18 protein-coding genes are annotated in these 22,539 nt (G+C 65.3%); 10 read left to right on the plus strand and 8 right to left on the minus strand.

Annotated features, from left to right (window positions below; all coding sequences use genetic code 11):
- From ASE52_RS19450 to ASE52_RS19460, 3 genes are all read right to left on the minus strand, one after another.
- The coding region (locus ASE52_RS19450) for a PAS domain-containing protein (protein ID WP_140426298.1) at nt 1–1,998 on the minus strand (1,998 nt) is incomplete at its 3' end.
- Between the two features lie 281 nt (nt 1,999–2,279).
- Nucleotides 2,280–5,219: an aconitate hydratase gene (locus ASE52_RS19455; protein WP_057228606.1), complete on the minus strand. Its 2,940-nt coding sequence runs from the start codon at nt 5,217–5,219 to the stop codon at nt 2,280–2,282.
- A gap of 216 nt (nt 5,220–5,435) precedes the next feature.
- Nucleotides 5,436–5,843, minus strand: coding sequence for a hypothetical protein (locus tag ASE52_RS19460; RefSeq protein ID WP_010461585.1), 408 nt, complete (start codon nt 5,841–5,843; stop codon nt 5,436–5,438).
- 114 nt (nt 5,844–5,957) lie between these two features.
- On the opposite strand from ASE52_RS19460, the gene ASE52_RS19465 reads away from it, so the two are divergent.
- Nucleotides 5,958–6,839, plus strand: a complete 882-nt coding sequence (locus ASE52_RS19465) for a helix-turn-helix transcriptional regulator (protein ID WP_010461587.1) — start codon at nt 5,958–5,960, stop codon at nt 6,837–6,839.
- Between the two features lie 279 nt (nt 6,840–7,118).
- On the opposite strand, the gene ASE52_RS19470 is transcribed toward ASE52_RS19465, so the two are convergent.
- The gene (locus ASE52_RS19470) at nt 7,119–7,421 is read right to left on the minus strand and encodes an H-NS histone family protein (protein WP_010461589.1); all 303 of its coding nucleotides are present in this window, start codon (nt 7,419–7,421) and stop codon (nt 7,119–7,121) included.
- Nucleotides 7,422–7,590: 169 nt separating this feature from the next.
- Nucleotides 7,591–8,895: a hemolysin family protein gene (locus ASE52_RS19475; protein WP_057228607.1), complete on the minus strand. Its 1,305-nt coding sequence runs from the start codon at nt 8,893–8,895 to the stop codon at nt 7,591–7,593.
- 21 nt (nt 8,896–8,916) lie between these two features.
- On the opposite strand from ASE52_RS19475, the gene ASE52_RS19480 reads away from it, so the two are divergent.
- Nucleotides 8,917–9,759, plus strand: a complete 843-nt coding sequence (locus ASE52_RS19480) for a symmetrical bis(5'-nucleosyl)-tetraphosphatase (protein ID WP_057228608.1) — start codon at nt 8,917–8,919, stop codon at nt 9,757–9,759.
- Nucleotides 9,760–9,771: 12 nt separating this feature from the next.
- On the opposite strand, the gene ASE52_RS19485 is transcribed toward ASE52_RS19480, so the two are convergent.
- Both ASE52_RS19485 and ASE52_RS19490 read right to left on the minus strand, forming a co-directional pair.
- On the minus strand, nt 9,772–10,818 hold the full coding sequence (locus tag ASE52_RS19485; RefSeq protein WP_057228609.1) for an FAD:protein FMN transferase: 1,047 nt from the start codon (nt 10,816–10,818) through the stop codon (nt 9,772–9,774).
- Between the two features lie 11 nt (nt 10,819–10,829).
- Nucleotides 10,830–11,240, minus strand: coding sequence for a c-type cytochrome (locus ASE52_RS19490; RefSeq protein WP_057229607.1), 411 nt, complete (start codon nt 11,238–11,240; stop codon nt 10,830–10,832).
- 239 nt (nt 11,241–11,479) lie between these two features.
- On the opposite strand from ASE52_RS19490, the gene ASE52_RS19495 reads away from it, so the two are divergent.
- The 8 genes from ASE52_RS19495 to ASE52_RS19530 all read left to right on the plus strand — a co-directional run bounded on the left by ASE52_RS19495 (nt 11,480) and on the right by ASE52_RS19530 (nt 20,861).
- Entirely contained in the window at nt 11,480–11,842 is a 363-nt protein-coding gene (locus ASE52_RS19495; RefSeq protein ID WP_057228610.1) for a hypothetical protein, read from the plus strand.
- Nucleotides 11,843–11,863: 21 nt separating this feature from the next.
- A complete protein-coding gene (nosZ, locus tag ASE52_RS19500) occupies nt 11,864–13,789 on the plus strand; it encodes a TAT-dependent nitrous-oxide reductase (RefSeq protein ID WP_057228612.1) in 1,926 nt (641 codons plus the stop codon).
- 206 nt (nt 13,790–13,995) lie between these two features.
- Entirely contained in the window at nt 13,996–16,617 is a 2,622-nt protein-coding gene (locus tag ASE52_RS19505; protein WP_057228613.1) for a NosR/NirI family protein, read from the plus strand.
- Complete coding sequence (locus ASE52_RS19510) at nt 16,617–17,894, plus strand: nitrous oxide reductase family maturation protein NosD (protein ID WP_057228615.1); 1,278 nt, start codon at nt 16,617–16,619, stop codon at nt 17,892–17,894. The genes ASE52_RS19505 and ASE52_RS19510 overlap by 1 nt, the downstream gene beginning before the upstream one ends.
- On the plus strand, nt 17,869–18,813 hold the full coding sequence (locus ASE52_RS19515) for an ABC transporter ATP-binding protein (protein ID WP_082606957.1): 945 nt from the start codon (nt 17,869–17,871) through the stop codon (nt 18,811–18,813). Before ASE52_RS19510 ends, ASE52_RS19515 begins: the two co-directional genes overlap by 26 nt.
- Nucleotides 18,814–18,815: 2 nt before the next feature.
- Nucleotides 18,816–19,631 carry an ABC transporter permease subunit gene (locus ASE52_RS19520; RefSeq protein WP_057228618.1) on the plus strand — a complete coding sequence of 272 codons (816 nt, stop codon included), beginning with the start codon at nt 18,816–18,818 and terminating at the stop codon, nt 19,629–19,631.
- Nucleotides 19,628–20,200 (plus strand): nitrous oxide reductase accessory protein NosL, encoded by a 573-nt coding sequence (locus ASE52_RS19525; protein ID WP_057228620.1) that lies wholly within the window; start codon nt 19,628–19,630, stop codon nt 20,198–20,200. The genes ASE52_RS19520 and ASE52_RS19525 overlap by 4 nt, the downstream gene beginning before the upstream one ends.
- 19 nt (nt 20,201–20,219) lie before the next feature.
- A complete protein-coding gene (locus ASE52_RS19530; protein ID WP_241777063.1) occupies nt 20,220–20,861 on the plus strand; it encodes a nitrous oxide reductase accessory protein NosL in 642 nt (213 codons plus the stop codon).
- 81 nt (nt 20,862–20,942) lie between these two features.
- Here the strand turns inward: ASE52_RS19530 and ASE52_RS19535 are convergent, their stop codons facing one another.
- Nucleotides 20,943–22,439, minus strand: coding sequence for a DEAD/DEAH box helicase (locus tag ASE52_RS19535; RefSeq protein WP_010461626.1), 1,497 nt, complete (start codon nt 22,437–22,439; stop codon nt 20,943–20,945).
- Nucleotides 22,440–22,539: the final 100 nt, after the last annotated feature.

Consider the following 22,539-nt stretch of genomic DNA (forward strand, 5'->3'; position numbering starts at 1 on the left):
CAAGGCGTCAAAGAAGGCCAGGCGTTCGATCTCTTGTTCTGCTCGCTTTCGGTCCGTGATGTCGCGGCACACGCCCAGCACACCTGTCACGCGGCCATGCAGGTCGCGGATGGGGGTCTTGATGGTTTCGAACTGGCCCTGGTAGCCGTCTTCGGCAAAAGTGAGCGCCTCCTCGTACACCAGAGGCTGCCAAGCCTGCATGGCGCGTTGATCGTATTTGCGAAAGCGTTCGGCCTCAGATGGTGCGACCAGATCAAAATCGTTGCAGCCCACAATCTGCCGCTCTGGCCGGCCCGCAAAACGCTCAAACACGGGGTTCACAGACAGGTAGACACCCTCGGCATCCTTGAGGAACACCATGTCGGGCATGGCATTGACCACGCGTGCAAGGTGCGCCTTCTGGTGGGCCAGTTCCTGCTCGATGCGCTTGAGGTCGGTGAGGTCATAGGCGAACAGCACCACCGCAGGCACACCCTGGTCCGTCACGGATTCGGGTGCAATGGTGGTGTGGCGGTATTGGGCGCCATCGGGTCCGTCAATGCGGTTTTCAAACACGGCTTTCTCGCCCGTGAACGCCTTGTCGAAGTGGGGCTGCATCCGCAGCATCACTTCGGGCGCCAGCACCTCCCGAAGCAGCTGCCCCTGCAACTGCGCAGGTTCGCTGTGCAGCCAGCGGGCCTGCTGTTCATTGACATACAGCACCCGCAGATCTCGGTCCAGGCGCGCGACCCCGCCGGGCACCTGCCTCAGCATATTGGCCATCAGGGCTTCGTGGGCGTGGGCCGCTTCTTCGGCCAGGCGGTGGGCAGTGATGTCGGTCTGCACGCCATCCCACAGCACGCGCCCATCTTCCAGCAGGCGGGGCGACGAACTCAGGTGCATCCAGCGCACCTGGCCATCGGTACGGCGCACGCGGAAAACGGCCTCCAGGCTGGTCATGGTCAGATAGGACTGCCGCTCGGCCTCGCGCAGCCGATCGATGTCTTCGGCCAGCACCTGGCGATACAACACCCGGAAGTCGTCCATGACTTCTTGCACCGTCACCCCGTTGAGCCGCTCGATGGCATCGCCCATGTGCACGAAATGCGAGCGACCATCCAGCTCCCGCACCACCTGGAACAACACGCTGTAGGGCAGGTTGCGCCCCAGCATCGACAGGCGCCCCTCACTCTCGCGCAAGCGACGTTCGGCCTCCTGCACGCGGGCGAACGGCATGCGGATGCCCGCATTGAACACCGCCTGGTACAGCAGCGCATACGCCACCACCCGCAGCGCGTGTGCCAAAGGCCCGCCCACAGGCGAATGCCCACCCAGCAGGCCCACCGTCAACTCGCCCCCCAGGAAGGCCCCCGCCGCCCAGGCAAACAGCCGCTCGCGCCGACCCGGGCTGCGGTAGAGCCAGACAGCGGCGACGCCCAGCGCCACCACCAGTACGAAGGCCAGGTACTGCCGCAACGCGCCGCCAGCCGCCGTGGCAAACCAGCCAGGCAAGGGCCCCATGGCCGAGCCCACCAGCAGCAGCGCCAGCGCACCAGACGCCGCCAGCCAAACCTTGGCCGGGCCTGGCATCATCAGCTTCGCGGCCGTGAGCAACAAGGTCACGACTTCGGCCACGCGCGCCCAGCTGCTGAGCCACAGCGAGATGTGGGCCGTGCCCGGGGGCAGGTGCACCGGTGTGGAATGCGCCAGCATGCCGTGCAGGAAATTGAACGCCGCAGCCACACCAAAACCCGCCACCAGCACATTGGCCCGCGCCTGCTCGGACATTTCGAGCGTGTGCAGGGACACCGACACCACCAGCAACCCCAGCAGCACCGCCACCAGCTCCATGAAGGGCTCCAGTCCGTGCTGGGAACCTGCCCCTTCCCCCAGCATCTGGGCCAGTGGCACGATGACCAGCGCCAACGCAGCCACCACCAGCACCACCGTGACGGCGGGCGCATCCGCCAGCGACGAACGCGCAGGCGGGGAGCGATGGGGAGAAGGCAGGGACGGCATGGACTCAAAGAACAATGGACGGCGCAAGCGGGTGGGGACTATTTCTACCGAGTTCTACATAGCGTCACAAGTGTATCGACGAGTAAGGCGCACGTGTATGGCACGCGGACCGGGTCTCGGCCCGCCTTTGCCTGCCCACTGTTTCGGCATGCCAAGCCTTTCTGCCCACTTTTTTACATTCGTGCCCGGCACCTGTGCTGGCAGCCCCATGCAAAACGGGGCCGAAGCCCCGTTGCCAACGATGGCGGTGCCCTGCCAGTGCACCGCGGGCGGGGGCACCCTCAGCCCCGCAACAACTGGCGCAGCACAAACGGCAGGATGCCACCCGCCTGGTAGTAGTCCACCTCGATCGGCGTGTCGATGCGCAGTGTGACGGTGACTTCCTGGCGCGAGCCGTCCGCGCGGCGGATGACGAGTTGCGCATCGCTTTGTGGTGTGAGCGCCGGGTCGGGCACCACATCGATCACCTCGTTGCCCGTGAGGCCCAATGTCTCCCACGATTCGCCCGCCTTGAACTGCAGCGGCAGCACACCCATGCCCACCAGGTTGGAGCGGTGGATGCGCTCAAAGCTGCGCGCCACCACGGCCTTGATGCCCAAGAGCTGCGTGCCCTTGGCGGCCCAGTCGCGGCTGGAGCCGGTGCCGTATTCCTCACCCGCAAAGATCACCGTGGGCGTTTTTTGCGCCATGTACTGCATGGCGGCATCGAAGATGAACATCTTCTCGCCCTGCAGCGCGCCTTCGTTCTGGAACACGGTCACCCCCCCCTCTTCGCGCGAGCCATCGGCCGTGGGCGGGATCATGAGGTTCTTGATGCGAACGTTGGCAAAGGTGCCGCGCACCATCACGTCGTGGTTGCCCCGGCGCGCGCCGTAGCTGTTGAAGTCGGCCTTCATCACGCCATGCTGCCGCAGCCACTGGCCGGCGGGCGAGCTTTCCTTGATGGAGCCTGCGGGCGAGATGTGGTCGGTGGTGATCGAATCGCCAAACAGCGCCATGATGCGCGCGCCGAGCACCGATGGAAGTTTGGCATCATTTTGGCCCCCAGCGCTTGATGGGTCTGCGCTAGCAGCTCCTTTTTCAAGAGCAAATTGGGCAAAAAACGGTGGCTCGGCAATATAGGTGCTGGCGGGCCAGGTGTAGGCCGTGCCACTCACGCCCAAAATCTTCTCCCACAGCTTGCCGGGGTCGGTGGCAACCTTGGCGTAGTTTTCGCGGAAGGCCTTGCCGTTCATGGCGAACTTGAGCAGGGCGTGGACTTCGTCGCTGGTGGGCCAGATGTCGCCCAGGTAGATGTCCTTGCCGCCCTTGCCCTTGCCGACCGGCTCGGTCATCAGGTCCTTGAGCACCGTGCCCGCGATGGCATAGGCCACCACCAGCGGCGGGCTGGCCAGGAAGTTGGCCTTGAGGTTGGGGTGGATGCGCGCCTCGAAATTGCGGTTGCCCGACAGCACGGCCGCGCAGATCAGGTCGTTGCTGGTGATGGCCTCGTTCAGCTCGGGCGTGAGGTCGCCCGCATTGCCGATGCAGGTGGTGCAGCCGTAGCCCGCCAGCGCAAAGCCCAGCTTTTCCAGGTAGGGCAGCAGGCCCGTCTGCGTGAGGTATTCGGTGACGATGCGCGAGCCGGGCGCGAGCGATGTCTTGATGTGCGGCTGCACCTTGAGCCCGGCCTCCACCGCCTTCTTGGCCAGCAGGCCGGCGGCCAGCAGCACGCTGGGGTTGCTGGTGTTGGTGCAGCTGGTGATGGCGGCAATCAGCACGTCACCATTGCCCACCGTGGGGTCGGCACCTTTGGTGGGCATGACGGCCGTGGCGTCGGCGTGGGCTGTGGCCAAAGCGGGCTTGTTGCTCTCCATCTCGGCCAGGGAGCGCGGTGCACCGGCAGGAGCGGGCTTGTCCTTGGGCGCTGCGCGCTGCACCACGTCCTGGCCCCGGTGAATATGGTGGCGGGTGTGCAGCAGTTCGGCCGGGCGGTTGAAGCCATTTTGTGCATTGGGCTTGCTGAACAGGTCGGCAAACTGGCTGCTGACCTTGCCCAGCTCGATACGGTCCTGCGGGCGCTTGGGGCCTGCCAGGCTGGGGGTGACGCTGCCGAGGTCGAGTTTGACGACCTGCGAATAGTCCACCTCGCCCGCCAGCGGCACACCGAACAGGCCTTGGGCCTTGAAGTAGGCCTCAAACGCTTCGATCTCGCCCTTGGTGCGGCCCGTGCCCTGGAAGTAGTCGATGGTCTTCTCGTCCACCGGGAAGAAGCCCATGGTGGCGCCGTACTCGGGTGCCATGTTGCCAATGGTGGCCCGGTCGGGCAGCGCCAGGGTGCGGGTGCCCTCACCAAAAAACTCGACGAACTTGCCCACCACCTTGTGCTGGCGCAGCAGCTCGGTCACAGTGAGCACCAGGTCGGTGGCCGTCACGCCTTCGCGCAGCTGGCCGGTCATCTCAAAGCCCACCACATCGGGGGTGAGGAAGTACACCGGCTGGCCCAGCATGGCGGCCTCGGCCTCAATGCCGCCCACGCCCCAGCCCACCACGCCAATGCCGTTGATCATGGTGGTGTGGCTGTCGGTGCCCACCAGGGTGTCGGGGTAGTAAACGTTGTCCTTGCGCTTGTGCACGCCACGCGCCAGGTATTCGAGGTTGACCTGGTGCACGATGCCGAAGCCCGGGGGCACCACGCCAAAGGTGTCAAAGGCCTGCATGCCCCACTTCATGAACTCGTAGCGCTCGCGGTTGCGCTGGAATTCAAGCTTCATGTTCAGGTCGAGCGAATTCTTCTTGCCGTAGTGGTCGACCATGATCGAGTGGTCCACCACCAGGTCCACGGGCACCAGCGGCTCGATCTTCTTGGGGTTCTTGCCCAGCTTCACGGCCACGCTGCGCATGGCGGCCAGGTCGGCCAGCAGCGGCACGCCGGTAAAGTCCTGCAGCACCACGCGCGAGACCACGAACGGGATCTCGTCCTTGCGGTCTGCATTGGGCGCCCAATGGGCCAACTCCTTGACATGCTCGGCCGTCACCTTGCGGCCATCGCAGTTGCGCAGCACCGATTCGAGCACGATGCGGATCGATACAGGCAAGCGGCGGATCTGGGGGAACTGTTTGGCCAACGCGGGCAGCGAGTAGAACTGGCCTTCTTTGCCAGACGCTGTCTTGAAACTCTTGAGGGTGTTGGCAAACGCGTGGCGGGCGGGCTTGGGCGACAACTTGCGTGATACGGCCATGGCGAACTCCTGTGAAAGGCAACAAGGCCTATTCTGGCAGTCCTGCATGACGGTGCAATCGTGGGGCTATGCGAGCCCTGCCCCCAAGGCCCCTGCGGCGTGGTCGGGGTGTCCGATCCACGCCGCTCGTGTCCGACATCTGCATCAAAAATGCCCCTGGCGCTTGATGGACAAGCGCATTCAGCTATATTTTCAGGAGCAAATAATCGATGCCCATCAAGCCGCAGCCCACGTTGGCAGGCGGCGCACCCCCATCCACTGCAGTTCTGCCAGCATGGCCACCGACACCACATGCACCAACAGATAGGCCTGACCCAGCAAGGTGGGCGTGAGCGTGGAGCCCAGCAGCAGCGCCAGGCTGGCCAGCGCCCAGGCAAAGTTGCCCACGATCAGCACCCACAGCCAGCCTCGGGGCATGGGCTCGGACCGCGCAATCGCAATGGCCAAGGCGGCGTAGCCCAGCAGCATGGCGCCCGTCACCTGCAGCAGCCCGGGCGGCAGGCCCAGCCACTCGGCCAGGGGCGCCGTCAGCAGCAGGTGCAGGGCGCCGAGCAGAACCCCCGTGGAGGCATCGAACCAGACCACGGCACGCAGGAATCGGGGGGAGGACATCAGCTTGAACATGGAAAGCTCCTTGGTTGAGGAAGAAAGAAGGCTCCATCGTTCCCGCCCTGGCGCACCGCGTCGATGACCTGCCAGGTAATGGCCCGTGCGCAGTTTGCGCCTAGGATGGCAGCCATGACCTCCACCGCCCCTTCATCGCACCGCTCCCCGCGCCATCCCTTGCCGCACCGCGTGGCACCGGCGGGGCCCACCTCGTTTGGCGACCACCTGCGCACCTGGCGCCAGCAGCGGCACCTGAGCCAGCTGGAGCTGGCCGACGAGGCGGACATCTCCACGCGCCATGTGAGCTTCATGGAAACCGGCCGCACCAACCCCAGCCGCGACATGGTGCTGCGCCTGTGCGAACGCCTGGCCATCCCGCTGCGTGAGCGCAACGCCCTGCTGGTGGCCGCCGGCTACGCCCCCATGTACCGCGAACGCGCGCTGGACGACCCTGCGCTGGCCGCGGCGCGCCAGGCGGTGGAACTGGTGCTCAAGGGCCACGAACCCTGCCCCGCCATTGCCCTCGACCGCTGCTGGAACGTGGTGGCCACCAACCGCGCCGCGCTGGCCCTGCTGTCTGCCCACGTCAGTCCAGAACTGCTGGCGCCCCCTGTCAACGTGTTCCGGCTGAGCCTGCACCCCCAGGGGCTGGCGCCGCGCATCGCGAATCTGGCGCAGTGGCGGGCGCACCTGTTTGAACGCCTGCGCCAGCAGATACAGGCCACGGCCGACCCCGCACTGATCGCACTGCAGGCGGAACTGCAGCAATACCCCGCCCCGGCTGAATCCGATGCCCTGGTATTGGCGGGTGAAATGCTGGGTGTGGTAATGCCGTTCTGCTTTGAGAGCGTGCACGGAATGCTCTCGCTCATCAGCACCACCACGATATTCGGAACGCCGGTGGATGTGACCCTGCAGGAACTGGCCGTGGAGTCATTCTTTCCGGCCGATGATTTCACGGCGCAGGTATTGCGCAAGATCGCCCACGAAAACACTCAGAGTGCAGAAGGCTGAGCACAATCCCATGCGCCGTCGAAGTGCATTCATTGCCCGCCGCGCAAAACCAAGGGTTGCACATGCCGGACAACGGATTCCTTGAAGCGCCCTGCAGTACCGATAAATCCCGAGACTGCACATGAACCCACCGCGCAGGCCCTCGTCGCCCCCCTGCATGCAACCTGTGCAGCAAATGAGGCCGTTCGGCTTTCTATCTTTTCGTCGCGCCTTGCCCCAATAGCCAGGCAATAAAAAACCCGCAGAAGCGGGTTTTTTGAAGGTACAGGGCGAAAGCGCTTAAATCACAAACTTTTCGCGGTTTTCGTTTTGAATCCACTTCGGCGCCTTGCCACGGCCCGTCCAGGTTTCACCAGTGGCGGGATTGCGGTACTTGGGAGCCACCTTGGTGCCCGCGGTGGAACTGCGCCCCGTCTTGCCAGCCGCCTTACCAGCAGGGAACACGTCCTGGGCGGTCAGACCATATTCGGCCACCAGTGAACGGACCTGCGACACAGCGTCCGACAGTTCCCGGCGCCGGGCTTCGCTGATTTGTTGCTCAAGGGCTTCGCGCTGCTTCAACAGTTCTTTGTAGCTGGTCATGGTGTCTGGATTTTAGATAAGGGTGAAAGACAGGCTAATTATAAGAATAATGTGCCGTTTTTGTGCAAGCGCTTTCAGAATTTCATTCAAAATTCTTTGCATTAACCCCAAGGCACCATATTGATGCAGGGTTTCTGTCTGGCTGGGTACCCGGGTATTGATGCTTGCTTCAGGCAGCAGGGGTTCCGCCTTCTGGCTGGGCCAATACCTTGTCGATGCGCTTGCCGTCCAGTGCCAGCACTTCAAATATCCAATCCGCGCACCCAATGCGCTCGCCCACTTCGGGCAAATGCCCCGTTTCAGCCATCAAAAGGCCCGCCAGCGTGTTATAGCGGCCCCGGTCCTCGCCGGGTAAATCGCGAATATCCAGGCGCGCCTTGAGTTCCGTCACCGGCATCAGGCCGTCCAGCAGCCAACCCCCGTCGTCACGCTGCAAGGCCCAGGCGTCGGCGTCGGCCCCGGGCTGCAATTCACCGGTAATGGCTTCCAGTAAATCGCGCGGGGTCATGATGCCCTGCACCACGCCATATTCATCCACCACAAACACCATGCGCCCGGAGCGCGCCCGAAACTGCTCCAGCAGCTCCATGCCACTGAGGGTCTCAGGCAGGAACGCGGCTGCTTGCGCATGCTGGTCCAGGGTGCCTTCTGCCTCGGCGCCCAGTTCCAGCAAGCGCGCCACGCTGAGGAGGCCCACCACTTCATCCAGCGACCCGCGGCACACGGGGTACCAGGAATGCGCCCCGTGCACCCCGCCACTGCCCGCATTGCGCAGCCCCTCGGCCACCGAAAGACTGGCATCCAGCCAGCGAACGTCGGTGCGCGGCACCATGAGCGAGGTCAGGGGCCGGTCATCCAGGCGGAACACGTTTTTCACCATCTGGTGCTCATGGTGTTCTATCACCCCCGCATCGCGCCCTTCTTCCAGGCTGGCCACGATCTCCTCTTCCGTCACCGAACGCCCCGCCTGGTTGTCCACCCGCAGCAGGGTGAGTACGCCCTGGGTCGAGAGCGAGAGCAAGCGCACGAACGGCCTTGCCACCCTGGCCACCCACGTCATGGGGCGCGCCACCAACCGGGCCACGGGCTCGGGATAGAGCTGGCCAATGCGCTTGGGCACCAGTTCGCCAAACACGATGGTGACAAAGGTGATGAGGGTGACCACCAGCGCCGTCGCCGTGATGCTGGCGGCGCGGTCCGGCATGCCCATCAGCTGCAGCCAGAAACCCAGGTCATCGCTGAACGCGGCCTCGCCGATGATGCCGTTGAGCATACCGATGGACGTGATGCCCACCTGCACGGAGGAGAGGAACTGCGTGGGGTTGTCGAGCAGCGCCAAAGAAGCCTGCGCCCCTTTGTCCCCTGCCTCGGCCATGGTGACCAGGCGCGACTTGCGGCTCGACGCCAGGGCAAGCTCGGACATTGCAAACACGCCGTTGAGCAGGGTCAGCAGCGCGATCAGCAGAAAATCCATGCTTCACTCAATAAGATCACCATGGCACTTTACTGTATCGGCGACATCCAGGGCTGCGACGCCGCGCTGGGCCGCCTGCTGGACACCATCGGCTTTTCTGCCAGCCGCGACACGGTCTACCTGCTGGGCGACCTCGTCAACCGGGGACCCGACTCGGCCGCCGTGCTGCGCCGCTGCATGCGCCATGGCGACACCATCCGATGCCTGCTGGGCAACCACGACCTGCACCTGCTGGCCGCCGCACACGGCGCGCGCAAGCCCTCGCGGCGCGACACGCTGGGCACCGTGCTGGAGGCCCCCGACCGCGATGCCCTGCTCGGCTGGGTGCGACAGCAGCCCCTGGCCCGCGCCCACGAACATGCCGGGCAGACGCTGCTCATGGTGCATGCGGGAGTGCTACCCGCCTGGTCTGCCGCAGATACCCTCGCGTATGCAGATGAAGTGCACGTGGTATTGCGCAGCCCCGGCCTGCCCGATTTTCTGCAAGCGATGTACGGCAACACTCCCGACCACTGGAGCGACGACCTGACCGGCGTGGATCGCCTGCGGGTGATCGTGAACGCGCTCACCCGGCTGCGCTTTTGTTCGGCCGACGGCGTGATGGATTTTGAAAGCACCGAAAGCGCCAGCGCCGCGCCACCGGGCCTCCTGCCCTGGTTCGACGTGCCGGGGCGGAGCACAGCCGGCACGTTGATGGCCTTCGGTCACTGGTCCACGCTGGGCTGGCTCAACCGCAGCGATCTGCTGGGGCTGGACACGGGCTGCGTGTGGGGCGGCTGCCTGAGCGCCGTGCGCTTTGGCGCAACGCTTGCGGAACGGGAGCTGCTGCAGGTGCACTGCGAGCAGGCCCAGGCCCCGGGCTGAACCGCAGCAGACTCAAGACGGCACAGGCTCCAGCAGGGCCGACATGGCGGCGGACTGCCAGACTCCACCGTCCTGCCCCGCGATCAGCACCGCCAGCCCCGGCATGCGCTGCGCAAGTGCCCTGCCCACCTGCGGGCCCTGCACCATCAGCGCGGCGCCCAGGCCGTTGACGGCCGCCACATCGCGCGCCACCAGGCTCACGCCATGCACGCCCGATGCCGGGCGGCCGGTGCGCGGATTGAGCACATGGTGCTGGCGCTGACCTTCGTGGAAGAAATAACGCTCATAGTCGCCCGACGAAGCCACCACGCTGGCGCCCGCCACGGCCACCACACCCAGCAGACGCTCGGGAGACCGTGGGTCGCGCAGCCCCACACGCCAGGGTCGGCCCTGCCACAGCCCTTGGGTCAGCACATCGCCACCGCCGTTGATCATGGCGTTCTCGACACCCTCGGAGCGCAGCATGTTCATGCCGGCTTCCAGGATCGGTAGTTTGGCGATGCCGCCCAGGTCCAGCGCCATGCCCTGGCGGGCCAGGAAGGCAGTGCCTGCTGCCACATCCAGCACCAGGCTGCGCGCATCCACCAGCGGCAGTTGCCGCGCGATCTCGCTGGCGCCGGGCACCACCTTTTCGCCAGGGCCAAAGTTCCAGGACTTGAAAGCCCCCACGGTCACATCAAAGGCCCCACGGCTTGTTGCCGACACACGCTGCGCGCTCTGCAGCACCGCCATGACCTCGGCCGGAACCCTCACTGGCGTCACGCCCGCAGCCAGGTTGATGCGACTGACCACGCTGCGTGGCTGGTAGCGGCTCATGAGCGCCTCCAGCCTCTGCATCTCTGCATAGGCCCGGTCCATGGCGCGGCGCAACTGCGGGCCATCAACGCCCTCCACCGCCATATCCACCTGCGTGCCCATCAGGGGACGCGAGCTGCGTTCAGACACCACCCGTGCGCCCGCTGACGCGCCAACACCCCAGACCGCACCACCCAGCAAGGGCAACGCCATCACCATGCGACGGCGCGACAGACCATGGGGGGGCAGAGAAGCTTGCTGCATGACGCCTCCGCTCAGAGCGACTTGTCGGCCATGTAATCCACGGCGGCCTTGACCTCGGCGTCGGTCAGGTTGGCAGAGCCCCCCTTGGCGGGCATCATGCCCTTGGCCCCGGTAAAGCCCTCGATCGCGTGCTTGTACATCGTGTCCTTGCCCTGGGCGATGCGCGGGCCCCAATCGGCCTTGTCGCCCGGCTTGGGGGCACCGGCCACGCCAGCGGCATGGCACATGGCGCAGGTCTTGCCAAACACGCTCTTGCCCAGTTCATTTTCTGCGGCAGCCGGAGCGGCGGGGGCCACTGCGGGCGCGGGGGCCGTCACCGCAGCGGGTGCAGCAGCCGGTGTGGGCTCCGACTTCTTGTCGCCACAACCGGCCAGCAGTGCGGCCAAGATCGCTACGGCGACCATCACGGTTTTCTTTTGCATCGCATACATCCTGTTCTTGGGGGTTAACAAATATCTGAGAGGGCCTGCGACTGCGCGCGAAATACGGAGAAATGCGTCCAGGACCTGGCCTGGAGAAACCCTAGGGGCACTGCACAGGCACTGCTTCAGACCGGTGCATTGACTGTAGGTGCAAGAGGCACTTTTGGGCAGAGGCGAGCGCCGCCAAAGCATGATCCAGATCAAATTGATTCATATTATGTGAATCTATTATCCGTGCCATGCAAAGCCATCACAACCTGCGAACACTGCGCCTTTGGGTGCTGGCGTGGTTTGTCATGGCGCTGGCTGCTGCGGTGGCTTCACCGCTGGTAGTGCCGCGAAGCATGGAGCTGGTCTGCTCCGGCTCCGGCACAGGCAGCGCCAAGCTGGTGGTGAAGACCGCTGAGGGCCTGGTAGCGGCAGACGCCACGGGCCTCGATTGCCCTGTGTGCCTCGCGGCCGACACGCCACCCACCACCCATCTCGCAGCGGCAACCACTGCTGCCGCCCCCACTTTCCAGCCCCGTTTTCACACACCACTTTCCCCACGCACAGGGGTGGCGTTCAGCCCCCCTGCACGCGCACCACCCCTTTTCAACTGAGCGATCCCAAAGAGGAAAACCATGACCGAGAGAAAAGACAGTCCCCTTCCCGCTGCTGGCCTGGGCCGACGCAGTTTCATCAACACGGCGGCCCTGGTCGGGCTGACTGCAGGCGTCGCCGCCTGCAACGAAAAGCCCAGCGCTGCAACGCCTGCGGCCCCCGCCTCTGCAGCACCTGCGGCCAGCCATGCCGCCGCTGGCGCCAACGTGCACCTCAAGCCCGGCGAGCTGGACACCTACTACGGCCTCTGGAGCGGCGGCCACACGGGCGACATGCGCGTGCTGGGCCTGCCGTCGGGCCGCGAGATCACACGCATCCCCTGCTTTGTGCCCGACGCACTGGTGGGCTGGGGCATCACCAACGAGTCCAAGGCCATCATGGGCACCAAGCCCGATGGCAGCCTGAAGTACACAGTGGCCGACACCCACCACACCCATGCCTCGTACAAGGACGGCAACTACGACGGCCGCTACGCCTGGATCAACGACAAGATCAACAGCCGCATCGCGCGCATCCGCCTCGACTATTTCATCTGCGACAAGATCACCGAACTGCCCAACGTGCAGGGCTTCCACGGCATCTTCCCGGACAAGGCCGACCCGGTGGACCCCGCCATCAACTACACCACGCGCGTGTTCTGCGGCGGTGAATTCGCCATTCCCCTGCCCAACACGGGCACGGAAGACTCGGGCAAATACCGTTCGATGTTCAGCTGCGTCGATGCAGAAACGATGGAAGTGCGCTGGCAGGTGCTGATCGACGGCAACTGCGACCTGGTCGCCACGTCGTACGACGGCAAGCTGGCCGCCACCAACCAGTACAACGTGGAGATGGGCGCGAAGTACGAGGACATGATGTCCGCCGAACGCGATGCCTGCCTGTTCTTCAACGTGGGCCGCATCGAGGCCGCCGTGAAGGCTGGCAAGTTCAAGACCATCGGCACCAGCAAGGTGCCCGTGGTGGACGGCACGCACGAAGCCAACAAGGACCCCAAGACGGCCCTCACCGCTTATGTGTCGGTGCCCAAGAACCCGCACGGCGTGAACGCCAGCCCCGATGGCAAGTACTTCATCTGCGCCGGCAAGCTCTCGCCCACCGGCACCGTGATTGAACTGGCCAAGGTGCTGGACTATTTCGACGGCAAGCTCGAAAAGCTGGACTCCGCCATCGTGGCCGAGGTGGAACTGGGCCTGGGCCCGCTGCACACCGCGTTCGACGGCCGTGGCAACGCCTACACCACCCTCTTCCTGGACAGCCAGGTCGTGAAGTGGAACGTGGAGGCCGCCATCAAGTTCCACGCGGGCGACAAGACCGCCAAGTACGTGGTGGACCGCCTCGATGTGCAATACCAGCCGGGCCACTTGAACGCCTCGCAGTCCGAAACCCGGGCCGCCGACGGCAAGTTCCTGGCCGTGGGCTGCAAGTTCTCCAAGGACCGCTTCCTGCCCGTGGGTCCGCTGCACCCCGAGAACGAGCAGCTCATCGACATCTCGGGCGAGAAGATGGTGCTGATGGCCGACCACCCCGTGCGCGGCGAGCCCCATGACTTCATCATCTTCAAGCGCGACCTGGTGCGCCCCAAGCAGGTCTACACGCTCGACGAGTTCCCGCTGGCGGTCAAGGACCCCAAGGAGTCCGGCGTGTTCCGCAGCGGCAAGAAGGTCACGGTGAAGATGACTTCGCAAGCCCCGGCCTTCAGCCTGCGCGAGTTCAAGCTCAAGAAGGGTGACGAGGTCACGCTGATCCTGACCAACCTGGACAAGATCGAAGACTTGACCCACGGCTTTGCGATCCCGAACTACAACGTGAACTTCATCGTGAACCCGCTGGAGACCAAGTCGGTGAGCTTCGTGGCCGACAAGCCCGGTGTGTTCTGGTGCTATTGCACGCACTTCTGCCATGCGCTGCATCTGGAAATGCGCACTCGGATGATCGTGGAGGGGTGATAGGGCGATCCCCCTGAGGCGCTGCGCGCCTTCCCCCTTCTCTCGGCTTCGCCGGGAAGGGGGACGATGCACTCGCTGCGGGGCGGCCCTTGCTCTGCATCCCTGGCCTGGGGCGCGCCAGTTGCGACGACTGCGCTCCACTTCGCATCATATTGGCCGCTAGCGCCTGATGAATAAGCTCTAGCAGCTATCAAAAAGATAGTCCCATGATTTCCCTCCGTCGGCAGTTCGCCACGCTTCTTCTGGTCTTGTTGGCAGCACTTTGGCTGGCGCCGCGCGCGCATGCTGCGGCAGGCGCCTACGAGGCCGAACTGCCTGCGGAACTCTCTACCGCGCGCGACATGTGCGCGCTGGTGCCGTGCAAGGACGTGTTTCCCGGCGCCAGCCATTTCTCTGAACGCAAGGGCCAGCCGCCCTACGTAGAGGCTTACGACAACGACAGCGCGCAAAAGAAGCTGCTGGGCTATGTGATGCTGTCCACCGACATCACAGACACCCCCGCTTACTCCGGCAAACCCGTGGTCACGCTGATCGGCATGGACACGCAAGGCCGCTTTGTGGGCGTGAAGGTGCTCAAGCATTCCGAGCCCATCCTGCTGCTGGGCATCCCTGAATCTGCGCTGCTGAAGTTCAACGCCCAGTACCTGGGCAAGTCGGTGGCCGACAAGATCGAGGTGGGCCAGTCGCGCCCTGATGAAAACGTGCTGGGTCTCGACGCCATCTCGGGCGCCACCGTCACCGTCATCGCGCAGAACCAGGTCATGATGGCCTCGGGCTCGGCCGTGGCGCGGCAGGTGGGCATCCTCGCACCCACGGTGCGCGAGCCCGCACGCTATGCCGAAACCGGCAAGCGCCTGAGCTGGGCCGAGCTGGTGCACCAAGGCACCGTGCAACGCCTGCGGGTGCTGCCAGAACAGGTGGGCCTGGACAAGGGCCCCGACCCATTCATCGAGCTGTGGTTTGGCGACCTGAACCACCCCGACATTGGCAAGAGCCTGCTGGGCGAGAACGGCTGGAACAACCTGCGCCTGCAGCTCAAGGAGGGCGAACACGCCTTCTTCATCGTCCGCACCGGCGGCAAGGAATCGTTCAAGGGCTCGGGCTTTGTGCGTGGCGGCATCTACGACCGCGTGCAGGTGCGCCAAGGCGCGGATTCATTCACCTTCCGCGACCTGGACGCGCTCAACCTGTATGGCATCGAGGCCGCAGGCGCACCCAGCTACAACGAATCGGTCATCTTCATCATCCGCTCACCCGCCTTCTCGGCCGCCTACCCGTGGAAGCTGAGCTTTCTGGGCAACCGCGTGGACCGGGCCACGGGCACACGCAGCTTCACCAGCTTTGACACACCCTACTGGCTGCCCGCCGCCATGCTGCAAGGCGGGCGCCCCACCATCAACGAGCCCGACGCCCCCTGGGTGCGCGTGTGGAAGTCGCGTGCGGTAGAGATTGCGCTGTTCGCCGCGCTGCTGATTGCCGTCACCGTGGTGTACGCCCTGCGCGAGAAGCTCACGCGCCTGTCCACCCACAAGAACAAGTGGCCGGTCAACGCCTTCAAGTACAGCTTCTGGGCCCTCAGCATCGGCTGGATCGGCTTTGGCGCCATGGCACAGCCTTCCATCACGCAGGTGCTGACCTGGTTCCACGCGCTGCTGTTCCAGTGGACTTGGTCGCTTTTCCTGTCCGACCCGTTCATCTTCCTGTTCTGGATCTTCATCATCGTCACCGTGTTCCTGTTCGGGCGCGGGTTGTTCTGCGGCTGGATGTGCCCGTTTGGCTCGCTGCAGGAGGGCATCTACAAGATCGCGCGTGCGGTGGGCTTCAAGCGCTTTCAGACGCAGCTGCCGCAGAAGTGGCACGACCGGCTCAAGTGGGTCAAGTACGCGGTGTTCTTCGGGCTGCTCGCGGTGTCGATGTTCTCCATGGGCCTGGCTGAGAAGCTGGCCGAGGTGGAACCGTTCAAGACGACCTTCCTGGTCGGTGTGCTGAACCGCGCCTGGCCCTACAGCCTGTTTGTGGCGGCCATCCTGGGCGTTTCGATCTTCATCGAGCGACCCTACTGCAAATACATCTGCCCACTGGGCGCCTCGCTGGCCATGCCCAGCACGTTCCGCTGGTTTGGCCTCAAGCGCAAGCAGGACTGCAACAGCTGCAAGGCCTGCGCCGTGGGCTGCGGTGCACAGGCCATCGACGCCGACGGCCGCATCGATCACCGCGAATGCCTGCACTGCCTCGACTGCATGATTCTGTACACCGACACCAAGGGCTGCCCGCCCCTGGCCAAGGAACGCAAGCGCCGCGAGAAAGATGGTCTGGAAATCACGCCCATCGGCAAGAACGGCTATTTCATCCCGATCCACCCTGCCACGGTGCAGGACCAGATCTCGGCCAAGGCCGCCCAGGGGCCCGACCCACGCATGCCCACAACGCCTGCACACCCCGCCCACAAGGCTGGAAGCCAAGGCCTGCGCTGGATCTGGCTGGAGCTGGTGGACCACCTGTGGCCCTGGAGCCGCGAAGGCTGGGCCTCGCGGCGCGCGCTGCAGATCGCGGGCTTCTCGCTCGCCGTGGCCGCCAGCGTGGCCTGGGTGATGACAGCCCTGGGCACGTTGTCGTCGGGCGCCATCATCGGCTGGTGGTTTGGCTGGAGCGTGTACGAGGTGCTGATCCGCCTGTCGGGCAAGCGCTATGTGAAGGACGGCCCCTGGTGGCGCGACCAGTACCGCCGGGCGGGCGTGATGGACATGCTGAGCTACGTGGGCTTCAAGAACCTGCTGATCGGCGCAGCACTCTTCCTGGCCATCAAGGCCGTGGTGGGACTTGCGTGATGAAGTCCCCCCTTGCACTCGCTGCGGTTGCCACGGCCCTGGCACTGTGGACCGCGCTTCCTGCCGCAGCTGCCACCGTGCAGGTTCGCCCGGGGCAGGACCTGCAGGGCACCATCACGGCCGCCGCGCCGGGCGACACGGTGGAGGTGCAGCGGGGCTTTTACCGCGTGAACCTGCGCATCGACAAGGCCCTGACCCTGCGCGGCATCGACCGCCCCACGCTCAGCGGCGGCCAGGCGGGCGACACCATCCGAGTCACCGCGCCCGACGTGGTGATCGAAGGCCTGATCGTGCGCGACTCGGGCACCAGCCTCAAGGACCAGAACGCGGGCATCTACATCTTCCCTGGCGCGCACCGCGCCGTGGTCCGCCACAACGACCTCACCTACAACCTGTTCGGCCTGTGGATCGAGAAGGCCAACGACGTGCAAGTGCTGCACAACACCATCACCGGCCTGCGCGACGTGGGCTCGTCGCAGCGTGGCAACGGGGTGCAGCTGTACAACACCACGGGCGCGCGCATCGAGGGCAATCACATCAGCTTTGTGCGCGACGCGCTGTATGTGGATGTATCGCACCACGCCGTGTTCCGGGGCAACCGACTGCACCACAGCCGCTACGGCACGCACTACATGAACTCCTACTACAACCTGTGGGAAGACAACGACACCTACTACAACCGGGGCGGCCTGGCACTGATGGAGGTGCGCGACCAGGTGGTGCGCAACAACCGCGCGTGGGGCAACAGCGACCACGGCATCATGCTGCGCACCATGCAGGACTCGGTGATCGAGAACAACGTGGTGGCCGAGAACAACCGGGGCTTCTTCATCTACGACGTGGAGTACGTCACCCTGCGCGGCAACCTCGTCACACGCAACACCGTGGGCGTGCACCTGTCTGCAGGCTCCACCCGCAACAAGGTTGAGGGCAATGACTTCATCGGCAACCGCGAGCAGGTGCGCTATGTGGGCACCCGCGACGAGCGCTGGGGCACCGAAGGCGGCAACCACTGGAGCAACTACCTGGGCTGGGACCGCGACGGCAACGGCATGGGCGACGTGCCCTACGAGGCCAACGACATGGTGGACCGCCTGACCTGGCGCCACCCCGCCATCAAGCTGCTGCTGGCCAGCCCTGCCGTGCAGGCACTGCGCCTGGTGGGCCAGCAGTTTCCGGTGCTGCGCGTGCCCACCGTGGTGGACCCCAAGCCCCGCATGCAACCGAACCAACCCCAACGGAATTTTCAGCGTGACACGCAACCCTCCCCCCATTGACCTGAGCGAGCCCCCCGCCATCGAGGTGCGGGGCGCGCACAAGCACTACGGCGCACTGCACGCCGTGGACGGCATCGACCTGCGCATCGCGCGCGGCGAGATCTTTGGCCTCATTGGCCACAACGGCGCGGGCAAGAGCACGCTGTTCAAGATGATCCTGGGCCTCACGCCCGCCACCTCGGGCGAGATCCGGGTGGGCGGCGCCACGGTGCAGGGCCGCGACTTTCGTGCCGCCCGCCGCCACCTGGGCTACCTGCCCGAGAACGTGGTGCTCTACGACAACCTGAACGGGCTGGAGACACTGCGTTTCTTCGCCCGCCTCAAGGGTGCGCCCCTCGCGCAATGCCCCGCGCTGCTGGAACGTGTGGGCCTGGCCCACGCGGGCAACCGCGCCGTGCGCGAATACTCCAAGGGCATGCGCCAGCGCCTGGGGTTTGCACAGGCCCTGCTGGGCGAGCCCCAGGTGCTGCTGCTCGACGAGCCCACCAACGGCCTGGACCCGCAGGCCATCCGCGACTTCTACGCCACGCTGCGCGGGCTGCAGGCGGGTGGCGTGACCATCGTCATCACCTCGCACATCCTGGCCGAACTGCAGGAGCGCGTGGACCGCCTGGCCATCCTGGCCTCCGGCAAGCTGCAGGCCCTTGGCAGCGTGCAGGCACTGCGCGAGCAGGCGCACATGCCGCTGACCATCCACCTCACCCTGGCCGCGGCCGATCGGCCTGCCGCGCTGGGGCTGCTCTCTGCCGTGCCCGGCGTCACCGGGACGGAAACGCCGGAAGGCCTGCATGTGGACTGCCCGCGCGGCAGCAAGATGGCCGTGCTGGGTGCGCTGGCACCGCTGGGCACCGCGCTGCAGGACCTGCAGATCCAGGAACCCTCGCTTGAGGATGTGTACTTCGACCTGCGCAAGGGCTAGCCATGGAATTCCAACAAATCTTCACCATCGCGGGCAAAGAGTTCCGCGACCGCATGCGCAACCGCTGGGTGCTGGCCGTGGCGCTCGTGTTCACCGTGTTCTCGCTGGCCATCGCCTACTTTGGCGGCGCACAGCAGGGCACGGTGGGTTTTCGCTCCATCGAATTCACCATCGCCAGCCTGGTCAGCCTGGTGATCTACCTGATCCCGCTGATCGCGCTGCTGCTGGGCTTTGACGCCATCGTGGGCGAGCGCGAGCGCGGCTCGCTCGATCTGCTGCTGTCATTGCCCATCACGCGGCTGGAGCTGCTGCTGGGCAAGTACCTGGGGCTGGCGGCGGCGCTCACGCTCTCGACGCTGGCGGGGTTTGGCCTGGTGGCGGTGCTGCTGGTCCGGCAGTTCAGCGGGGCTGCGCTGTTCCACTACGGCGGCTTCATGCTCAGCTCGGTGCTGCTGGGGCTGGCGTTCCTGAGCATGGCGGTGCTGCTCTCGGTGCTCACGCACGAGCGCACACGCGCTTCAGGCCTGGCGATTGCCGCCTGGTTCTTTTTTGTGCTGGTGTTTGACCTGCTGCTGCTGGGCGCCCTGGTGGCCACGGGCGGCAGCGTGGGCGGCGAGGCCATGGCCTACCTGCTGCTGCTCAACCCGGCCGACGTTTTCCGCATCCTCAACGTGTTCTCGCTCGACGACGTGCGCACCCTGTACGGCCTGACCAGCATCGTGCCCCCTGCCCTGGCCAAGCCATGGCTGATGGGCGCGGTGATGGCGGGCTGGATCGTGGTGCCCCTGGGCCTGGCGAGCTGGAGATTCAAGCCATGACGAAAAAATCCCACAACCAATACCAATGCGCGTGCGCCACACGGCGCCAACTGCTGGGCTGGGCGGCCCTCGCATCGCTGGGCACGCTCACGGGCCTGACCGGCTGCAGCCAGGCGGACAACAGCGCGCAGTCCCTGAAACCCGTGGAGATCGACCGCACCACCAGTTGCGAACTCGACGGCATGCTGCTGGCCGACTACCCCGGCCCCAAGGCGCAGGTGCATTTCGCGGGGCAGGACAAGCCCTCGTTCTTCTGCGACACGGTGGAACTGTTCAGCACCCTGCTGGCCGGCGAACAAGTGCGCGCCGTGCAGGCCGTGTACGTGCAGGACATGGGCCAGGCCGACTGGAATGCACCACAGGGCCACTGGATCGACGGCAAGACCGCCCTCTACGTGGTGGGCGGCAAGCGCCACGGCTCCATGGGCCCCACCATCGGCAGCTTTGCGCAAGAGGCCGACGCGAAGAAGTTCGCCGCCGAATACGGCGGCAAGGTGCTGCGCTTTGCCGAGATCACGCCCGCCATGGTGGACCTGAGCGGCGGGGCACTGCACGACACGCGGATGTGAGCCGCCCATGCCCGCGCTGATGCCCCGCCCACACGCCACCACCCGGCGCACCGCGCTCGCAGCCCTCCTGCTGGGCTCGGCAGGCCTGGTGGCATGGCAATGGCCCCAGCACACCCCGCCCCGCCCCTCCGGCAACGCGGCCCTGGAGGGGATTGGCGACGATGTGTGTGTGGTGGCGCCACCCACGCCCTACGACCCTGCACTGGGCCAGCCCCTGGCCGCTGCGCGCGAGGTGCCCGCCGACGCGCGCTGCCCGGTGTGTGGCATGTACCCGGCACGCGCACGGGCGTGGGCGGCGCAGGTCATTTTTGCGGACGGGGACGCCTACTTTTTCGACTCGCCGCTCAGCCTCATGCTGTACCTGGGCAACGTGGCCCACTACACGCGGGGCCGCACGGCCGAAGCCATCGTGGCCCGGTATGTGACCGATACCGGTACGGGTGGTTGGTTGAACGCGCAGGAGGCGGTGTATGTGACAGGGTCTTCGGCCATGGGGCCGATGCGGGCGGGCAACCTGCCCGCCTTTGCCGATGCGGAGGCTGCGCAGCGGTTTGCGCAGCAGCGTGGGGGGCGGTCCGTGCCCTTCGGCGCCATCGACGCCCCCTTGCTGCGCGGGCTGGCCCCGACCCTCCGGGCCGACCACCGTCAGCATTCAGGCTGAGGGTGATTCAATTGCTACAAAAAATATAGCTATCAGCGCTTATCCATAAAGCGCTACAGGCCTGAAAAGGCCTGATTTTGACTATTGCACCGAGGTTTCTGGCTGGGCGGCCTTGAACAGTGCGGCCACCTTGCGCTTGGGCTTGATGTTGGCGGAGATGCTGCTGCGTTGCGCAGACTTGGCAGCCTCCCAGGCAGGCGCTGCATCTGCAGCGGCGCTGGCCTCATACGGCTTCTCAAAGAAGGGATCGCGCGAGGCAACGGCCGGGCGGAAGCCACGGTGCTGTTCACGCGGCTCGCGGGATTCGCGGCCACCACGGTGTTCGCGTTCACGTTCGCGGCGCGGGGCCGCCGAGATGGCATCACGTCCATCGCCCGTCTCGCCCGCTTCGCGCCAGGCGCGGCGGCCGTCGTTGATGCGGCCACGGGGCTGGTCTTCTTCGTATTCGATGGCTTCGAGTTCGATCTTCTTCTTGATCAGCTTCTCGATGTCGGCCACCAGGCGGGCATCGCTGCCCGACACCAGCGTGACCGCCAGGCCCGACGCGCCCGCACGGCCCGTGCGACCGATGCGGTGCACGTAGTCTTCGGCGTTGAACGGCACGTCGAAGTTGAACACGGCCGGCACGTCCTTGATGTCAAGGCCACGCGCGGCCACATCGGTACACACCAGCAGATCGACCTCGCCGCTCTTGAAGGCCTCGAGCGCCTTCAGGCGCTCGTCCTGGCTCTTGTCGCCATGCAGCGCGGTGGTCTTGAGGCCCTCACGCTCCAGGCTGCGCGCCAGGCGTGCACAACCGAGCTTGCTGTTCACGAAGATGAACGCCTGCTTCAGACCCCGGGTCTTGAGCACCTGGTGGATGGCACGGCGCTTGTCGTCATCGTTGGCGCTGTAGAAGCGCTGCTCCACCGTGGAGGCCGTTTCGTTCGGGCGGGCCACCTCGATGGTGATGGGGTTTTGCAGATAGCTGCTGGCCAGGCGCTTGATCTCGGGCGAGAACGTGGCGCTGAACAGAAGCGTGGTGCGCTGCTTGGGCAGGTAGCTCAGGATGCGCTGCAGGTCGGGCAGAAAACCGATGTCCAGCATGCGGTCGGCCTCGTCGAGCACCACGTACTCGACCTGGTTGAGCACCGCGTTCTTGGCTTCGATGTGGTCCAGCAACCGGCCTGGGGTGGCCACCAGCACTTCGACGCCTTTTTTCAGCTCGATGGTCTGGGGCTTCATGTCCATGCCGCCAAACACCACGGTGCTGCGCAGCTTGGTGTACTTGGCGTACAGCGCGATCTGCTGGGCGACCTGGTCGGCCAGCTCGCGCGTGGGCAACAGCACCAGGGCACGCACGGGGTGGCGGGCCGGGGATGTGGAGCTGCTTTCGTGCTTGAGCAGGCGTTGCAGCAGAGGCAGCGAGAAAGCCGCCGTCTTGCCGGTGCCCGTCTGGGCTGCGCCCATCACGTCTTGCCCTGTGAGCACCACCGGAATGGCCTGCTCCTGGATGGGCGTCATGGACTCGTAGCCCATTTCGGCTACGGCGCGCGCGAGCGGTTCAGCCAGCGATAGATTGGAAAAGGAACTTGTCATTTAGCCCTCTATTGTCGCACCGGTGGCCCAAAAAGCGATTTTTTGCAGTTTGGGCGTGGTACATGGCGCGTCTTTCTGACCAACACACTTCCACCAGGAA

The organism is Acidovorax sp. Root275 (assembly GCF_001428965.1).
GTDB classification, from domain to species: domain Bacteria; phylum Pseudomonadota; class Gammaproteobacteria; order Burkholderiales; family Burkholderiaceae_C; genus Acidovorax; species Acidovorax radicis.

Coding starts and splice junctions, on each gene's coding strand:
- ASE52_RS19455 (WP_057228606.1), bottom strand. CDS start 5,219: ATGGCCGTATCACGCAAGTTGTCGCCCAAGCCCGCCCGCCACGCGTTT.
- ASE52_RS19460 (WP_010461585.1), bottom strand. CDS start 5,843: ATGTTCAAGCTGATGTCCTCCCCCCGATTCCTGCGTGCCGTGGTCTGG.
- ASE52_RS19465 (WP_010461587.1), top strand. CDS start 5,958: ATGACCTCCACCGCCCCTTCATCGCACCGCTCCCCGCGCCATCCCTTG.
- ASE52_RS19470 (WP_010461589.1), bottom strand. CDS start 7,421: ATGACCAGCTACAAAGAACTGTTGAAGCAGCGCGAAGCCCTTGAGCAA.
- ASE52_RS19475 (WP_057228607.1), bottom strand. CDS start 8,895: ATGGATTTTCTGCTGATCGCGCTGCTGACCCTGCTCAACGGCGTGTTT.
- ASE52_RS19480 (WP_057228608.1), top strand. CDS start 8,917: ATGGCACTTTACTGTATCGGCGACATCCAGGGCTGCGACGCCGCGCTG.
- ASE52_RS19485 (WP_057228609.1), bottom strand. CDS start 10,818: ATGCAGCAAGCTTCTCTGCCCCCCCATGGTCTGTCGCGCCGTCGCATG.
- ASE52_RS19490 (WP_057229607.1), bottom strand. CDS start 11,240: ATGCAAAAGAAAACCGTGATGGTCGCCGTAGCGATCTTGGCCGCACTG.
- ASE52_RS19495 (WP_057228610.1), top strand. CDS start 11,480: ATGCAAAGCCATCACAACCTGCGAACACTGCGCCTTTGGGTGCTGGCG.
- nosZ (WP_057228612.1), top strand. CDS start 11,864: ATGACCGAGAGAAAAGACAGTCCCCTTCCCGCTGCTGGCCTGGGCCGA.
- ASE52_RS19505 (WP_057228613.1), top strand. CDS start 13,996: ATGATTTCCCTCCGTCGGCAGTTCGCCACGCTTCTTCTGGTCTTGTTG.
- ASE52_RS19510 (WP_057228615.1), top strand. CDS start 16,617: ATGAAGTCCCCCCTTGCACTCGCTGCGGTTGCCACGGCCCTGGCACTG.
- ASE52_RS19520 (WP_057228618.1), top strand. CDS start 18,816: ATGGAATTCCAACAAATCTTCACCATCGCGGGCAAAGAGTTCCGCGAC.
- ASE52_RS19525 (WP_057228620.1), top strand. CDS start 19,628: ATGACGAAAAAATCCCACAACCAATACCAATGCGCGTGCGCCACACGG.
- ASE52_RS19530 (WP_241777063.1), top strand. CDS start 20,220: ATGCCCCGCCCACACGCCACCACCCGGCGCACCGCGCTCGCAGCCCTC.
- ASE52_RS19535 (WP_010461626.1), bottom strand. CDS start 22,439: ATGACAAGTTCCTTTTCCAATCTATCGCTGGCTGAACCGCTCGCGCGC.